General features: G+C 40.6%; 11 protein-coding genes and 1 pseudogene. 6 read left to right on the top strand and 6 right to left on the bottom strand.

Features of this window, described 5'->3' with window-relative positions; all coding sequences use genetic code 11:
* The first annotated feature begins 44 nt into the window (after positions 1–44).
* Entirely contained in the window at positions 45–1,448 is a 1,404-nt protein-coding gene (locus Q0791_RS03385; protein ID WP_299002687.1) for a M20/M25/M40 family metallo-hydrolase, read from the top strand.
* A 354-nt stretch (positions 1,449–1,802) separates the two neighbouring features.
* On the opposite strand, the gene yaaA is transcribed toward Q0791_RS03385, so the two are convergent.
* Together yaaA and Q0791_RS03375 are read right to left on the bottom strand one after the other, a co-directional pair.
* Complete coding sequence (gene yaaA / locus Q0791_RS03380) at positions 1,803–2,576, bottom strand: peroxide stress protein YaaA (RefSeq protein WP_299002685.1); 774 nt, start codon at positions 2,574–2,576, stop codon at positions 1,803–1,805.
* Between the two features lie 144 nt (positions 2,577–2,720).
* On the bottom strand, positions 2,721–4,205 hold the full coding sequence (locus tag Q0791_RS03375; RefSeq protein ID WP_299002683.1) for a sodium:alanine symporter family protein: 1,485 nt from the start codon (positions 4,203–4,205) through the stop codon (positions 2,721–2,723).
* A gap of 580 nt (positions 4,206–4,785) precedes the next feature.
* Here Q0791_RS03375 and Q0791_RS03370 point away from each other — a divergent pair.
* From Q0791_RS03370 to Q0791_RS03355, 4 genes are all read left to right on the top strand, one after another.
* Entirely contained in the window at positions 4,786–5,889 is a 1,104-nt protein-coding gene (locus Q0791_RS03370; RefSeq protein WP_299002682.1) for an OmpA family protein, read from the top strand.
* 266 nt (positions 5,890–6,155) lie between these two features.
* Positions 6,156–7,112: a transaldolase gene (gene tal / locus Q0791_RS03365; protein ID WP_299002681.1), complete on the top strand. Its 957-nt coding sequence runs from the start codon at positions 6,156–6,158 to the stop codon at positions 7,110–7,112.
* Positions 7,113–7,130: 18 nt separating this feature from the next.
* Positions 7,131–8,768, top strand: a complete 1,638-nt coding sequence (gene pgi / locus Q0791_RS03360) for a glucose-6-phosphate isomerase (RefSeq protein ID WP_299002679.1) — start codon at positions 7,131–7,133, stop codon at positions 8,766–8,768.
* 230 nt (positions 8,769–8,998) lie between these two features.
* Positions 8,999–9,184, top strand: a complete 186-nt coding sequence (locus tag Q0791_RS03355; protein WP_298768509.1) for a DUF3545 family protein — start codon at positions 8,999–9,001, stop codon at positions 9,182–9,184.
* Between the two features lie 97 nt (positions 9,185–9,281).
* On the opposite strand, the gene thrC is transcribed toward Q0791_RS03355, so the two are convergent.
* The 3 genes from thrC to thrA all read right to left on the bottom strand — a co-directional run bounded on the left by thrC (position 9,282) and on the right by thrA (position 14,056).
* Positions 9,282–10,565: a threonine synthase gene (gene thrC / locus Q0791_RS03350; protein WP_299002678.1), complete on the bottom strand. Its 1,284-nt coding sequence runs from the start codon at positions 10,563–10,565 to the stop codon at positions 9,282–9,284.
* Between the two features lie 81 nt (positions 10,566–10,646).
* On the bottom strand, positions 10,647–11,591 hold the full coding sequence (gene thrB / locus Q0791_RS03345; RefSeq protein WP_299002676.1) for a homoserine kinase: 945 nt from the start codon (positions 11,589–11,591) through the stop codon (positions 10,647–10,649).
* The gene (gene thrA / locus Q0791_RS03340; protein WP_299002675.1) at positions 11,588–14,056 is read right to left on the bottom strand and encodes a bifunctional aspartate kinase/homoserine dehydrogenase I; all 2,469 of its coding nucleotides are present in this window, start codon (positions 14,054–14,056) and stop codon (positions 11,588–11,590) included. The genes thrB and thrA overlap by 4 nt, the downstream gene beginning before the upstream one ends.
* Positions 14,057–14,690: 634 nt before the next feature.
* On the opposite strand from thrA, the pseudogene slyD reads away from it, so the two are divergent.
* A pseudogene (gene slyD, locus Q0791_RS03335) lies at positions 14,691–15,215 on the top strand (peptidylprolyl isomerase); the annotation flags it as partial.
* Positions 15,216–15,286: 71 nt separating this feature from the next.
* Here slyD and trpR read toward each other — a convergent pair.
* A complete protein-coding gene (trpR, locus tag Q0791_RS03330; RefSeq protein WP_299002674.1) occupies positions 15,287–15,562 on the bottom strand; it encodes a trp operon repressor in 276 nt (91 codons plus the stop codon).
* Between the last annotated feature and the right edge of the window lie 61 nt (positions 15,563–15,623).

Below are 15,623 nucleotides of genomic sequence, written 5' to 3'. Positions count from 1 at the left end.
TGTTCAAAAAATGGATGTGAACAATAAAAATATAAAGGGCTTTCATGAAAAAACAACACATAAAAATATGCATTCCACTAATTTTATTAGTTTTAATAGGTTGTCAGACCCATTATCCTCAAGACAAATCACAAAAAAAAGACATAACAAAAATAGAACAAAAGGCATATGAGTCTACTCTAGCCTATGAATTAGTTGAATCTCTCACTGTTGAAGTGGGCCCCAGACTCGCGGGCAGCGATAAAGATTTACTCGCCGTGCAATGGGCAGAAAAGACCTTCAAAGCACTCGGATTTGATAAAGTCTATAAAGAGCCGGTGCAGGTTCCCGTTTGGCATAGAGGAACAGCCACAGCTAATGTCATAGCACCATTTCAACAACCCCTTGTCATCACCGCCTTAGGCGGAAGTATAGGCACACCAGAAAAGGGGATAGAAGCCAACATCATTCGCTTTGATAACTTAGATGCGTTAAAAGCAGCTTCTAAGGCCCAAGTGAAAGATAAGATTGTGTTTATTGATCATAAAACGCGAAAAACTCGAACTGGTGCAGGTTATGGAGAAACCGTTTCTGGCCGATCTCAGGGCGCAATGATTGCTGCAGAAAAAGGCGCTGTCGCCATATTGATCCGCTCCATTGGAACAGATAGCGACCGAATGGCCCACACAGGTATCATGAAGTATCATGACAATATAAAAAAAATACCTGCTGCTGCCATGTCCAATCCAGATGCCGATCTCGTTAATGCCATGCTCAAACGTTCCCCTAATATCCTGATCAATTTAAAAATGTCATCGTCAAGGCAAGGCTTTACGCAATCTTATAATGTCATCGCTGAAGTCACTGGACACACCAAACCTCAGGAAATTGTGCTCATCAGTGCACACTTAGATTCTTGGGATGAAGGCACTGGCGCCCTTGATGATGGCGCTGGCGTCGGTATTGTCACTGCAGCCGCAAAAATCATTCAAGATCTCCCTAAAAGACCCGATCGGACGATAAGGGTGGTATTGTTCGCTGCAGAAGAAATAGGGATAATCGGGGCAAAAGCCTACCTTAAGGCACATGAAAAAGAGCTAGCAAATCATTATATCGCCGCAGAATCGGATTTCGGTGCAGGCTTCATTTACCAGCTGGATCTCAATGTCAACCAACAGGCTTTTAATGAACTTCATCACACATTATTCCCCATCACATCCCATCAGATCACTCTAGGGAATAATCGTGCTCATGGTGGACCCGATATCTCAATTTTTCCCAACAAAGGGATCCCAGTCGCTTCACTAAGGCAAAATGGCTTAGATTACTTCGACTATCACCATACTCCCAATGATACACTGGATAAAATCGATCCTAAGAAATTACAGCAAAATGTCGCGGCATACGCGCTCTTTGCCTACTTAATGGCACAATCAAACAGTGAGCTAAGACCCATAACCAATAAATAAAAGGTTTTTATTTCAGTCTACTCCTGCAGCTGGAAATCTCACGAGTATAAAAGCAGCATAACGCTGCTTTTAATATGAAAACGAATCAAAGAAACTCATTTATTTTAAACGGTATTATAGCTCCTCTCTCAAAAAGACGGAACTTTCAATACTCGACTCGACCTCATTGCAATAACACATTGATTTTAAATAGCATTACTGCTAATCCCTCAAAAAGATAGGGCTTTTGATACTCGACTTCACTGCAATAATACATTGATTGTAAAAAAGTATTACTGCTCCTCTCTCAAAAAGACAGGGCTTTTGATACTCGACTCGACTTCACTGCAATAATACATTGATTGTAAAAAAGTATTACTGCTCTTCTCTCAAAAAGACGGGGCTTTCAATACTGGATTCGGCTTCACTGTAATAATAACCTGCACTATCAAATTTGATTAATGCTTCCTGGGTCCTTATGTCATTATCAATGATATAACGTGCCATCAAACCTCTGGCCTTTTTGGCATAAAAGCTGATCACTTTATATTGGCCATTTTTGCAATCTTTAAAAATAGGGGTAATCAGCTTCGCCGTTAATTGCTTTGGCTTAACAGCTTTAAAATACTCATTCGAGGCTAAATTAACAAGATACTCACTCTGCGCTTTCGCTAATGATTTATTGATCTCATCTGTTATGATATCTCCCCAAAATTGATATAAGTTACTTCCCCTCGCATTTTCAAGGCGTGTCCCCATTTCTAAACGATAAGCTTTCATCAAATCAAGGGGTCTTAAAAGGCCATACAAGCCTGATAAAATAAGTAATTTATTCTGAGCAGCCTTTAACCCTGCTTCATCTAAAGAGTCTGCATCCAGTCCAGTATAAACATCACCACGAAAAGCAAGAATAGCCTGTTTTGCATTATCAAGGTTAAAATCACTGCTCCAGCTATTAAAGCGTGCCACATTTAACCCTGCTATTTTGTCACTCACTTTCATTAAGCTAGCAATATCACTAGGACTTAATTCACGACAAATTTGAATTAACGCTTCACTTTCTTTTACTAATTCAGGATATGAAAACTCCTGCGTTGTTGTAGGGGTATCAAAGTCCAGCGTTTTCGCGGGAGAAATCAAAATCAACATAAAACACCTTAGCCATTATTCACTCATAAACACATGATACTCGCCATAAACAAAAAATCCACGTATAACGTTCGTGGATTTCTAGATTGTTATAATTGGTTTTTTGCCTGAATAAAATACAGGCAATACAAGGCAATTTTACTTTCAATTCTGTGTCTTTGTCCCTTTCAACAGTGGCACTTCAACAGTGTTTTCGCTTGTACCTTGTGTTGAGTCGACAATCCAAGCATTTTCTTTATGCCGCATGAGTTCTGGAAAATCTTTATAATTGAAACTCGGTAATTTACCTGACTTTAATTGACGAGAATAATCTTGGATAACACGCACAGTTAATCCCGACAATAAGAGTAATGCAATAATATTGACCGTTGCCATTAACCCCATGGATACATCAGCAAGCGCCCAAACCAACCCTACTTTGGCAAGGGAGCCAAACATCACCATAACAAGAACCGTTAATCTGAAAAAAGGTAAAATACCTTCTTTATGCCCAGTCAAAAACAACACATTTGTTTCTGCGTAAGAATAATTGGCAATAATAGAGGTAAAACAAAAAAACAAAATAGTAAAAGCAATAAAAGCACCACCTTCTTGTCCAACATGCCCTGTTAATGCATCAATTGTCATTCGAATACCGTCACCATCAGTGTCTATATCGCTTGTCAATAAAATGATAGCCGCAGTCGCAGTACAAATAACTATCGTATCGACAAAAACGCCTAACATTTGTATAAAACCTTGTGATGCAGGATGATTTGGATAAGGGGCAGCACTGCCGGCAATATTGGCAGCACTTCCCATACCTGCCTCATTGGAAAACAAGCCTCTCGCAATACCTGATTGCATGGCTTGTGCCACACTATAAGCCACGCCACCAGCAACCACTTCTTGCAAGCCAAATGCACTTTTAATCACTAACATTAATGCATCAGGTACCTTTTCAATATTAGTCACAACCACTATTGCAGCAACAGTAATATAAGCCAGCGCCATAAAAGGAACCAATAACTCAGACACTCGCGCCACTTTTCGTAACCCTCCCATGATCACGAAACCAGAAAATATAACCAAGATCAATCCAACATCAGGTGCGGACAAACCAAACACTTGTGTCATTGCAGCGGTAATCGTATTGGCTTGAACAGCATTAAAAACCAGACCAAAAGCAATAATTAAAAAAATGGAAAACAATATGCCCATCCAACGTTGTCCTAACCCTTTTTCCATATAATAAGCAGGACCACCTCGAAACTGGCCATTATCATCACGCACTTTATAAATCTGTGCCAAGGTTGATTCGACCATGGCAGTGGCCATGCCCAACACTGCAATCAACCACATCCAGAAAATAGCACCGGGCCCACCCGCTCCAATGGCAACAGCGACTCCGGCCATATTTCCAGCACCCACTCGCGCTGCCATACTGGTACAAAAAACCTGAAAAGAAGATAAACCTCCCTCTGTCACCATTTTTCTGCTATTTAACAAGGTAATAATGGCATGTTTAAAATGGGTAATTTGAATAAATCCTAAACGTAGAGTAAAAAATAAGCCCGCTCCGACCAATCCATAAACGAGTATTTTCCCCCACAACAATGCATTAAGAAAATCAACTATCATTTCAAACATATTTCTGTTCACCCTCATGACAAACAAAGCCATTAACTTATCTCGTTATCAGCTGTGACCTAGCTTCACCTGCATAAAACAACACAAACGGAATAAACTTAATGGCATTTACTCATTACAGCTTAGAATAATTAAGGTTGAAAAGTAACATAAAGAAAACGTTTTATCATCAAACTTAAAACAAGTTAAATATCATCATAGCCTATCCATTGAGTATTGAAGCCGCTTTAGCATGTACCCTTTTTAATCGCTCCTTAAGCCTTATTCTTCTTCATCTAAAAGAACTTTTTCAATAAGAAACAGGTCACTTGCTCTATTCATTCTAAAAATATATACAAGCAGCTGTTATTCATAATAATAAAATTAATTCCACTCATTTTACCCTCAATTAACAAGCCATTATTTTTGATTCCAAGGCAAATAAACACAAAAAATATCTTCATTAAATTGGCAATAACCTCATTTGCGACAGATACTAATGCTTGTTAGCCCCTTGTTAAAGGAACTCCACTTGTTACGCTAACAGTGTTTTATATTGATGTCAGTGGAGGCGTTTTTATTATAAAACATAAGGATTTTAATGATGAACAACACTCTAAAAGCTGTATTGCTTACATCAATACTGCCTTTTGCTGCACATGCAGATGATGGTATGACACCTTGGTATATTGGTGCAGGCATAGGTATCAATGACTATCAACCCCAATGCGATATGAAAACAATGGCTTCTTGTGGAAAAGATGATCCCTATGCATGGGATGTATTCGCAGGTTTCCTATTTAGTGACTATGTTGGCATTGAGGTCGGCTATCGGGATCTAGGGCGTGCAGAATTTACTGATTATTCAGGAAACCTAAACGACGTTGGCGTTCATGGCGTTACAGCTGGTTTTGTCGGTATTGTCCCCTTAGGTAATCGATGGAGCTTTAATGCTGAAGTCGGTGCAATGCATTATCTCTGGTACAACAATAAAAATTACGGTAGTGATTACTACAGCGCAACCGACTTTGCCCCTTACTTTGGTGCTGGTTTTGGTTTTAATGTCACCGATAACGTTAAATTCGAAATGAAATATCGCCGTTATCAGGATCTCAATGATACAGAGTATCGTACCTATGACATGGAAAGTAACTACTGGGGACTGCAACTCAGTTATCGTTTTGGGCATAAAGCCAAAGAAGAAATGGTTGTTGTCATCTTTGATTCCGATGCCGATGGTGTGCCGGATGACATAGATCAATGCCCTAATACGCCACCTAACGAGCAAGTTGACGCCTATGGTTGTACCATTTATGAAGACAAAATATTCAAATTTGAAATAGGCGCTGAATTTGACAACAATTCATCTGTTGTCAAAAAAGCGGCCATGACTGATATCAAAAAAGTCGCCGATTTCATGATGGAATATCCCGATAGTATGGTTGAAGTTTCTGGATATGCCTCAAATGTCGGTTCTCCAGAATATAATATGGTCTTGTCTCAACGCCGAGCAGATAAGGTTGCCAATATACTCGTTAAACGCTTTGGTATTCAAAAGTCGCGAGTCACTTCTAAAGGCTATGGTATTACCAAACCCCTTATTCCGGGAAGTTCAGCTGCAGCCAATAAAGCGAACCGTCGAATTGAAGCGCAAGTGACAGGCGTAGAGCAGGTTCCACTCATGCGCACTGAAGTCATGGAATAAGTCGCCATTGTACTAAAATGAAGCCCGTGTTCATGTCAAACACGGGCTTTTTTAATACACATTTTATTGAACGCATTTAACCGACAAAAGATGTAAAAAATTGACTATTAACGAAATATAATAGTCAGTTCGCAAATATTTAATGGTATTTTACAACTTTTCTGTAATTTTTTTTCATTTAGAGTTGGATTATAGGGTAAAATCGCTTTTAATACGCTATTGCACTCATCATATTTACGCTGCCACCTGAGAAGGATGTAATTTTTATGGCTAATACATTAGAACAACTCAAATCCATTACCACTATCGTTGCCGACACTGGCGATATTGAGGCCATTAAACGTTATCAACCCGAAGATGCTACCACTAACCCATCACTTATTTTAAAAGCCGCTCAAATTCCAGAATACGCAGGATTGATTGACAATGCCATTACTTGGGCAAAACAACAAAGCGACGATGTTAACCAACAAGTCGAAGATGCTGGAGATAAACTGGCTGTCAATATTGGCCTTGAAATCCTCAAACTGGTTCCTGGTCGTATTTCAACGGAAGTGGATGCCAGATTGTCTTTTGACAAAGAGGCTTCTATCGCAAAAGCCCATAAATTAATAAACCTTTACCAAGAAGCAGGTATTGATAAATCACGTATTTTGATAAAACTAGCCTCTACATGGGAAGGCATTTGCGCTGCTAAAGAACTTGAGCAAGAAGGGATTAACTGTAACCTAACCTTACTGTTTAGCTTCGCACAAGCCAAAGCTTGCGCAGAAGCCGGTGTCTATCTGATTTCTCCCTTTGTTGGCCGTATTCTTGACTGGTATAAAAAAGAAACAGGAACAGAGTATACTGCCGCTGAAGATCCAGGCGTTGTATCAGTCACAGAAATTTATAATTATTATAAAAAGCATGATTTCAAGACGGTTGTTATGGGCGCAAGCTTCCGTAATACTGGCGAGATTATTGAACTTGCAGGTTGCGATCGTCTAACAATTGGCCCAGGACTATTGGAAGAGCTTGCCAATACAGACCAAGTCATTGAACGTAAATTATTACCAGCAACCACAACAGTGACACCCGAAGCACCTCTCACTGAAGCTCAATTTCGTTGGGAATTTAATGAAAACCCCATGGCCGTTGAAAAGCTTGCAGAAGGCATTCGCAATTTTGCGATTGATCAGGGCAAACTTGAAACTATGCTTAAAGCCAAATTGGCCTCTTAAGCTTGCGAGCAAATCACCATGACTGAATTAACTCAATTATCATCTTGGAACGCACTTAAACGCCACAGTGAAACTGTGCCGCATATGCGATCCTTATTTGCCAGCGATCCTAAGCGTTTTGAAAAATTCTCTTTATCGGCTTGTGGATTATTTTTAGATTATTCTAAGAATAAGATCACCGATGAAACTTTGTCACAGTTATTCTCTCTGGCTAAAGAATCTGCATTGACAACCAAGATCCACGCATTGCTCAGTGGAGAGAAAATTAATACCACAGAGCAACGTGCTGTGTTGCACAGTGCCTTACGCGCTCAATCAGATCCAAATATTAATCTTGATGGCGACAATATTTTCTCTGAGATTCGACAAACCTTAGCGAAAATGGAAAACTTTGTTGATAACATTACCTCAGGAACATGGAAAGGTTACACAGGTAAAAACATTACTGATGTGGTGAGTATAGGTATTGGGGGTTCTTTTTTAGGGCCTAAAATAGTCTCTCAAGCACTTCGTCCGTATTGGACAGGAAAAATAAACTGTCATTTTGTCGCTAATGTCGATGCCACTTCAATTGTCGAAAAACTTAAAGGACTGAATGCAGAAACAACCCTGTTTATCATGTCTTCTAAGTCATTTGGCACTCAAGAGACATTAACCAATACCTTAAGTGCAAAAGATTGGTTTATTCGTCAGGGTGCGAGTCAAAGTGATGTGGCTAAGCATTTTGTCGCAGTTAGCTCCAATGTCACTAAAGCCTGTGAATTTGGTATTGCGCCTGAAAACATTTTTCCTATGTGGGACTGGGTCGGCGGGCGATATTCACTTTGGTCCGCCATTGGCTTGCCCATTGCACTACTCATTGGTATGGAAAGCTTTCGTGAGTTATTAGCTGGCGCCAATGAAATGGATGAGCACTTTGCCAATGCCCCTCTTGAAGAAAATATGCCCGTTATTATGGGGCTATTGTCTGTTTGGTATGTCAACTTTTTTGATGCACAATCTCATGTTGTCTTGACCTACGATCACTACTTGAGAGGACTCCCCGCTTATTTTCAACAACTTGATATGGAAAGTAACGGTAAATCTGTCACTCTTAATGGACAAGATGTTGATTATAAAACGGGCCCTATTATTTGGGGCGGTGAAGGCACAAATGGTCAACACGCTTATCATCAGTTATTGCATCAAGGAACAGGATTGATCCCTGCCGATTTCATTATGCCGCTAAATAGCCATAATCCATTGGGTGAGCACCATGTTCAGCTAGCTTCTAACTGCTTTGGACAAACACAGGCCTTAATGCAAGGAAGAACGTTTGAGGAAGCCTTAGCCGAGTTAAAAAACAGCGCCCTTGATGACAATGAAAAACAGCTGATTGCAAAACATAAGGTGATGCCTGGCAACAAGCCAAGCAATACCCTACTTATGGATAAGCTGACCCCTTCGACTTTAGGGGCGCTAATTGCGCTATATGAACATAAAACTTTTGTTCAAGGTGCGATCTGGCAGATAAACTCATTTGATCAATGGGGTGTTGAACTCGGTAAAGTGCTCGGCAATGATGTACTTGAACGCTTAACGGCGACTAAAGCAAGCGCAGAGCTCGATAGCTCAAGTAATGGATTAATCAATCTGTTTCGCCAGCAGAAGATATAATCCTTTAGCATTATTTTTAACACCGCTTTAATCTAGAGCCAATGACACCTGTCATTGGCTTTTTTATTCCCCCCTCCTCATAGACATGCCACTCATTGACACTAAACCACATTAAAAGTGTAAATAAATAAAAAAAACACCCAAAATTAACATTAATGAAACATTTTTGTTGCGCCCTGTTTGAAAAACATGCTATTTATTTGAAGACAAAGAAACGACAGGAGGTTGCTATGAATCGTTTAGATTATGGTTGTGCGCTAGATAGTGTAGTAGAAAAACCCAGCCGCTCGAGAAATTCCAGTAAAAAGCGAAAATGGCGTGAAATAGAAGCGCTAAAAGAAAAACATCGCCTACTCAAAGAACTTCAAGACATCGATAATAATTTCAATGATGAAATAGACAACTTGTTCATATAGTTTTCTCTCCCTTCAGCAATAAAAAAGAGCAGCCAATTAACGCTGCTCTTTCTATCTCTCTATTCTAAATCATGTCAATACTGTTATTTTAATACCATTATTTCAATATCGTGAATAAATGAGCTTTTAAGGCATCAAAACTGGCGGGTAATTCGGCAGATAAAATCGACTTACTCTCAACATTCTTCAAAGGTTGAGGTAAAGGTAGGTCAATATTAAGCTCCGCCTCAACCACTTCATTAAATTTTGCTGGATGTGCTGTTCCTAAGAAAATGCCTTTCTCGCTATCATTCATCACTTGATTCAACGCATCTGCGGCAATCGCACCATGTGGCTCAGATAAATAGCCCGCTTCATATAAGGCCACTAATGCCGTAGAGGTTTGTGATTCTGACAGAGCAACTCCCTTAATGCCGCTTAGCGACCATCCCATTTTATCAACGATTGCTTCGACTCTTGGCCAATTGCTCGGCTCAGCCACATCCATTGCATTAGACATGGTCGCCACAGTGCTATTAGGCGCCCATAGTCCATCCTGTAAGTAACGAGGAACAGTATCATTGCTGTTCGTCGCCGCAACAAAATAGCTCACAGGTAACCCCATAGCTTTCGCAAACAAACCCGCGGTTAAATTACCAAAATTACCACTGGGGACAGCAATAACAGGTAGCACATCATGCTGCTGTTTAAACTGGGCAACGGCTTCAAAATAATAACAAATCTGCGCAAGTAAGCGACTGATGTTAATAGAATTCGCTGAGTTTAGATGCAATCCATCACGAATTGTGCTGTCTTCAAATGACTGTTTAACTAAATCTTGGCAAGCATCAAAATCAGAATCAACTGCAACAGTATGAATGTTTTGGCCTAATGTCGTAAACATCTTCTCTTGCAATACGCTGATTTTTCCTTTTGGATAAAGCACCACAACGTTAATGGCATCGAGTCCAAAAAAAGCATCAGCCACTGCCGCCCCAGTGTCCCCTGATGTCGCAGTGAGAATATTAATGGGCTCATCTTTTGCTAACACATTCAAGCATTGAGCCATAAAGCGGGCGCCAAAATCTTTAAACGCTAAGGTCGGCCCATGAAAAAGCTCTAAACTGTATCGATTTTCATCTGCTTTCACTAAAGGCACATCAAAATTGAACGCCTTTTCAACGAGTGCATCAACGGTGTCTTGTCCAAGCTCTGAAGCCAACCAAGCGCCAATCACTTTTTGGCTTCTTTCAACAAACGGCAGTGCTAATAACCTGTCCATATCTTCCAAAACGGGGATCTCCGTTGGAAAAAATAGCCCTCTATCTTTCCCTAGCCCAAGCTTTACTGCTTCAGTAAAACTCACCACTTGAGATGGATGCTTTAAATTATATAACTGCATAACAACTTGCCCTTTATTGTTCAATACACGCTTTATTGCATACTGCTAAAGCCTATTCACACCAGAATAGACTCAACACGATTAAATTATTCTTACACCTTTAGGATCAATTCGGCAAACATGTGAAAAGCCGTTTTCATCATTCAGGTAATGCTTATCCAACCAAGCTTTAGCTTGCTCAGCTTTTTCAAGGCTATTAGTGATAGAGAAAAGTGTGGGGCCACTACCGGATATTCCCGTGGCTAACATACCCATAATTTGCAATGCCGTTTTAGCCTCCATATAACCCGGAATCGCAGCGGCTCGATAAGGCTCAGCAAGCACATCTTGTAAAGCATCAACTGCTAGTGCCTCATCTTGTTTATAAGAAGCGTGCACAAATGTACTTAAATAACGGCCAAACTCAATTGCAATGGACTTATCATATTGATCGGGCATAAGTTGCCTCATTTTCGCTGTCGATAAAGACACTCCAGAATATGACATCACCCAATACCATTGATTAAAATTGGGAATGGCATCACACACCTGACTTTTTCCATTTAGAATCAATTGCATTTTGCCTAAATAGCAAGGTGCGACATTATCATAATGCACAGAGCCACTGATCTGCCCTTCAAACTTACCCATCACTAACAATAAATCAGCTTCGGTAAATGGTGTACTGAAATACTCATTTAACGCATAGAGAGCAGCAACCACAGAGCTCGCGCTCGACCCCAGTCCGCTACCTACGGGTAAGTTTTTTTCTAATGTTAACTTTATCCCTCCCGTAAAAGCACTTTTATCCGTTAATTGATAAATAAAGAACTCAGCACATTGATACACAATATTCTCTTTAGGATCAGTGGGGAGTTTATGGGCCCAAGGCCCCTTAACAACCAAAGTCACACCTGTGTCTATCGCCTCAATAGATACAGTATCGCCTAACAAGGTGCCATCTATGGGAGCCAATGCCGCTCCTAAAGTATCAAACCCAACACTAATATTGGCTATCGATGCCGGAGCATAAACCTTCACACTCATGCTGTTACCTCACGAGTCCAATTTAATGTTCTTAAAACATCTGCAAAAGCCCCCGCTGCTGTCACTTCAGTGCCTGCACCATATCCTCTCAATACAAAAGGAATAGGCTGATAATAGCGGCTATTAAAGGCAAGTGCATTTTCGCCTCCTTTTACACTGTAAAGAGGGTGACTGGCATCGACCTCAACAATTTTAACGCGGCAGCCTTTATCATCAATTTGTCCCACATAGCGTAATAAGCGGCCCTGGGCTTTAGCATGACTGACTTGTGCTCCTACTTCCTCATCCAATGCAGTTAAGTTCGCCATAAAGGTTTCAACATCACCGGAGGCATCAAAATGAGGGGGTAACACAGACTCGACTTCGATGTCATCAAGCTCTATCTGTAGCCCAATCTCACGGGCTAAAATGAGCACTTTACGCGCCACGTCCATACCACTGAGATCATCTCTTGGATCTGGCTCTGTAAAGCATTTTTCTCTGGCGATGCGTGTTGCCTCTGACAAACTCATGCCTTCATCTAACATACCAAAAATATAAGATAAGCTTCCTGATAAAATACCGCTAAAGCTTAATACCTTATCGCCAGCACATAATAATTTTTTCAGGTTATCAATAACAGGTAATCCCGCACCCACAGTTGTTTCGTATAGAAATTGACGACGTTGCTTTAAGGCTGTTTGACGTAACGCTTGATAATACGCCATATCACGAGTATTGGCTTTCTTATTTGGCGTGACAACATGCAAACCAGCATTCATCACATCAAGGTATTTATTTGACACAAAATCACTTGAAGTACAGTCAACGAGTACAGGGTTAAGCAATTGCTGTTCTTTAGCCCAACGTAACATAAAGTCAAGATCACTGTGTTGAGTGGATTCATTTAACAAAGATGACCATGTCGCCAAATCAATTCCTTGAGCATTAAGTAACATTTTGCTGGAATTAACGATGCCACACACACGAATACTAATATGTTGCTCTTTAAGCATATCTGCTTGACTGGCAATTTGATCCAGTAATCCAGCACCAACATTACCGCACCCCACAAGAAAAACATCTAAGTAGTGCTGCACATCGAAAAAGCTTTGATGGCAAGCTGAAATCGCATTTTTAATCTTACGCTGCTCGACAACGGCAGAAATGGAGCGTTCTGATGAACCTTGTGCAATAGCAATAATATTGACCGTTGCTTGGGCTAATGCTTGAGAAAAGGTGGCGGTGATCCCTTTGTTTGTCCGCATGCCATCACCAATCAAGGACACGATGGCTAAGTTATGGCGAATTGCTAACGGCTCTAATAGCTCACTTTGCAATTCCAGTTCAAACTCTTGCTCTAACGCCTGTTTCGCACTCGCCGCATCAGAGGTATTGACACAAAAACTAATACTGTATTCAGAAGAACTTTGGGTAATAAGCGATACCGACACACCACTTCTTGAGATGGCACCTAATGTTCTGCTTGCCATTCCCACCATGCCTTTCATACCCGGCCCAGAGACATCAAACATGGTTTGTTCGTCGAGATTAGAGATGGCTTTCACACTTAATCCCGATTCATCTTGTGCATTGGACACTAAGGTACCGACCGCATCAGGATTAAAACTATTACGGATATAACAAGGAATATGATACTGAGCGATTGGAGCAACCGTTTTAGGGTGCAGCACTTTGGCTCCAAAATAAGAGACTTCCATGGCCTCTTGGTAACTCATCTGTGCCAATAATTTCGCATCGGGAACCACACGAGGATCGGTATTATAGATACCATCAACATCCGTCCAGATTTCACAGCAACTGGCATCGATACAGGCAGCTAATACTGCTGCAGAATAATCAGAGCCGTTGCGCCCTAAGGTAACGACCGAACCATCTTCTCTACCAGCACTAAAGCCAGGCATTATCCAGACTCTATGTTCATTCAAATTAATGGCGTTGAACCTCACTTTACTGGCCTCAATATCGACAGCTGATTCCAGTCTTGCCCCCTCAGCAAGTAACAATGCCTGAGGATTAAGTTGCGAGGCACTATGGCCCATCGCATTAATCAATTGATCCATTAATGCCGCTGACAGTTTTTCGCCGCCGATAATAATTTCAGCTTTTACACTATCGGGGCACACACCGAGCAAGGTAATGCCTTGTAATTTATTGCGCCAAAAAGCCAATTGTTTATCCAGACAATTTTGTAAGTGTTGGCTTTGATTACTAGAGAGTAACGCCTCTGCTGCTTGCCCATAAAGCGTTGTAAAGACTTGCTCAATTCTGGATAAAACCGGCTCAAACTGCCCGTCATCAGTGGCAAGATTCACGACTTCCAACAAGCTATTGGTAATCGTTGCGGGCGCAGATAAAACAACAGCAATAGGCTCCTCATTGGCAGATTTTGCCACAATGGCTGCCGCAGATTGAAATCGCTGCCAATTGGCAAGTGAGGTACCACCAAACTTCATGACTTTCATACTTTCTCCTGTGCCCACCCCGATTAAGAAACAAAAAAGCCTGCTTCTTTATGGGAAGCAGGCTTAATGTTTAATCTTATATTAGATACGCTCAGCCTGTCCCCACGATAATAATCGTGGTGGTCGTAATAATAATCGTTACAAGAGCGCGGCTAAGCATCATAAAAAGGGGTAATTTAATTCATTCGTTGATATATGCCTTAAAGAATTGCTTTTTACAGGCTCACTGTCAAGCCCCTTTTTATGAATAATTTTAATAAACTACCCACTTTTTCTATTTAGCAGTTAAATAGCTTGAATATTTACCTTCATCAGGTCAAACCATTCATGGAAAACATGTTTATTAATGGAGGCATCTTATTTAAATAACTGTTACTCAAGCGTTAAATTTAATATTCTTTGCAATAAAATAAACTTTCGTCAGTCAACTACACACCTTAGTCATAGGATTGATATTGCTTTTCAATGCGTAATTTTGGCACAAATAACACAAGTAAAGCTGCATGACTATTCACTCATATCAAATTCTGGGGCTTCACTATGAATACATCAAGCCAAAGTTATGCCAGTCCGTTATCGCATCTTATGTCAAATCCAGTTAAACTGCTCGCCATTCATTTATTGGAGTTTTACCATGAAAATTACCCAAGCATGTGCAGTCACGATCCATTACCAACTAAAAGATGATGAAAACCGTATTGTTGAAAGTTCATTTGACAGTGAGCCCATGCTGTACCTACACGGCGCACAAAATATGATCCCAGGCCTTGAAGCAGAGCTTGAAGGTAAAACCATTGGTGACAAAATAGAAGCCAGTATTGAAGCCAAAGACGGTTATGGTGAATATCATGATGGATTACGCCAAGAAGTCCCTCTTGACGCTTTTGGTGATGTTGAAGATATCGTACCTGGCATGCGCTTTATTGCCGAAACTGAAATGGGGCAAAGACCCGTTCAAGTCGTAGAAGTGAAAGATAATGTTGCTGTTGTTGATGGCAATCATCCTTTAGCAGGCCAAAGATTACATTTTAATGTTGAAGTGGTTGATATTCGCAAAGCCACTGAAGAAGAGCTAGCCCATGGTCACGTGCATGCGTCAGGCCAGTGTGAAAGTCATTCCACTGAGCAACACGAACATAAAGATGGTTGCTGCGAGGGTCATTAACTCTCCCCCTAAAAAGTCTCAATGCTTGTTGTTATTGAGGCTTTTTAGGGCCAATCCCACTGGCGCTATAAAATGAGTGACTTGATCTTATTTTTCTTTTCAATGGACATCTGCTTTAAATAATTTGAGCATCGAGTTATCGTCGCAATACTGATCTGATACTCATGAGCAATCTGCCTTTGACTCATTTCACCATCGAGCAGAGACTGAAATACCTTCAATCGGCTGGCGATTGCACTGCGTTCATCTTCTGTCAGTAACAATTCAAACAAATCTATCAATCCATTATGATCATGATGAGAAGTCACTTTCTCTAATACTAAATCCCATTCTGCTCGCATGTTTACCCCTGTTTCCCCCAACCCTAACAATTAATTCCTATTGTAACAAAATTATTATTCA

Origin of the sequence: uncultured Shewanella sp., from assembly GCF_947495455.1 — a bacterium.
Taxonomy (GTDB): Bacteria; Pseudomonadota; Gammaproteobacteria; order Enterobacterales; family Shewanellaceae; genus Shewanella.
This window is presented reverse-complemented; position numbering and strand designations above follow the sequence as displayed.

What these genes read in the sequence shown, in the direction of transcription:
- trpR (WP_299002674.1), bottom strand. Translation starts at nt 15,562, where the DNA reads ATGCGAGCAGAATGGGATTTAGTATTAGAGAAAGTGACTTCTCATCAT.
- thrC (WP_299002678.1), bottom strand. Translation starts at nt 10,565, where the DNA reads ATGCAGTTATATAATTTAAAGCATCCATCTCAAGTGGTGAGTTTTACT.
- thrA (WP_299002675.1), bottom strand. Translation starts at nt 14,056, where the DNA reads ATGAAAGTCATGAAGTTTGGTGGTACCTCACTTGCCAATTGGCAGCGA.
- pgi (WP_299002679.1), top strand. Translation starts at nt 7,131, where the DNA reads ATGACTGAATTAACTCAATTATCATCTTGGAACGCACTTAAACGCCAC.
- Q0791_RS03355 (WP_298768509.1), top strand. Translation starts at nt 8,999, where the DNA reads ATGAATCGTTTAGATTATGGTTGTGCGCTAGATAGTGTAGTAGAAAAA.
- thrB (WP_299002676.1), bottom strand. Translation starts at nt 11,591, where the DNA reads ATGAGTGTGAAGGTTTATGCTCCGGCATCGATAGCCAATATTAGTGTT.
- Q0791_RS03385 (WP_299002687.1), top strand. Translation starts at nt 45, where the DNA reads ATGAAAAAACAACACATAAAAATATGCATTCCACTAATTTTATTAGTT.
- tal (WP_299002681.1), top strand. Translation starts at nt 6,156, where the DNA reads ATGGCTAATACATTAGAACAACTCAAATCCATTACCACTATCGTTGCC.
- yaaA (WP_299002685.1), bottom strand. Translation starts at nt 2,576, where the DNA reads ATGTTGATTTTGATTTCTCCCGCGAAAACGCTGGACTTTGATACCCCT.
- Q0791_RS03375 (WP_299002683.1), bottom strand. Translation starts at nt 4,205, where the DNA reads ATGTTTGAAATGATAGTTGATTTTCTTAATGCATTGTTGTGGGGGAAA.
- Q0791_RS03370 (WP_299002682.1), top strand. Translation starts at nt 4,786, where the DNA reads ATGATGAACAACACTCTAAAAGCTGTATTGCTTACATCAATACTGCCT.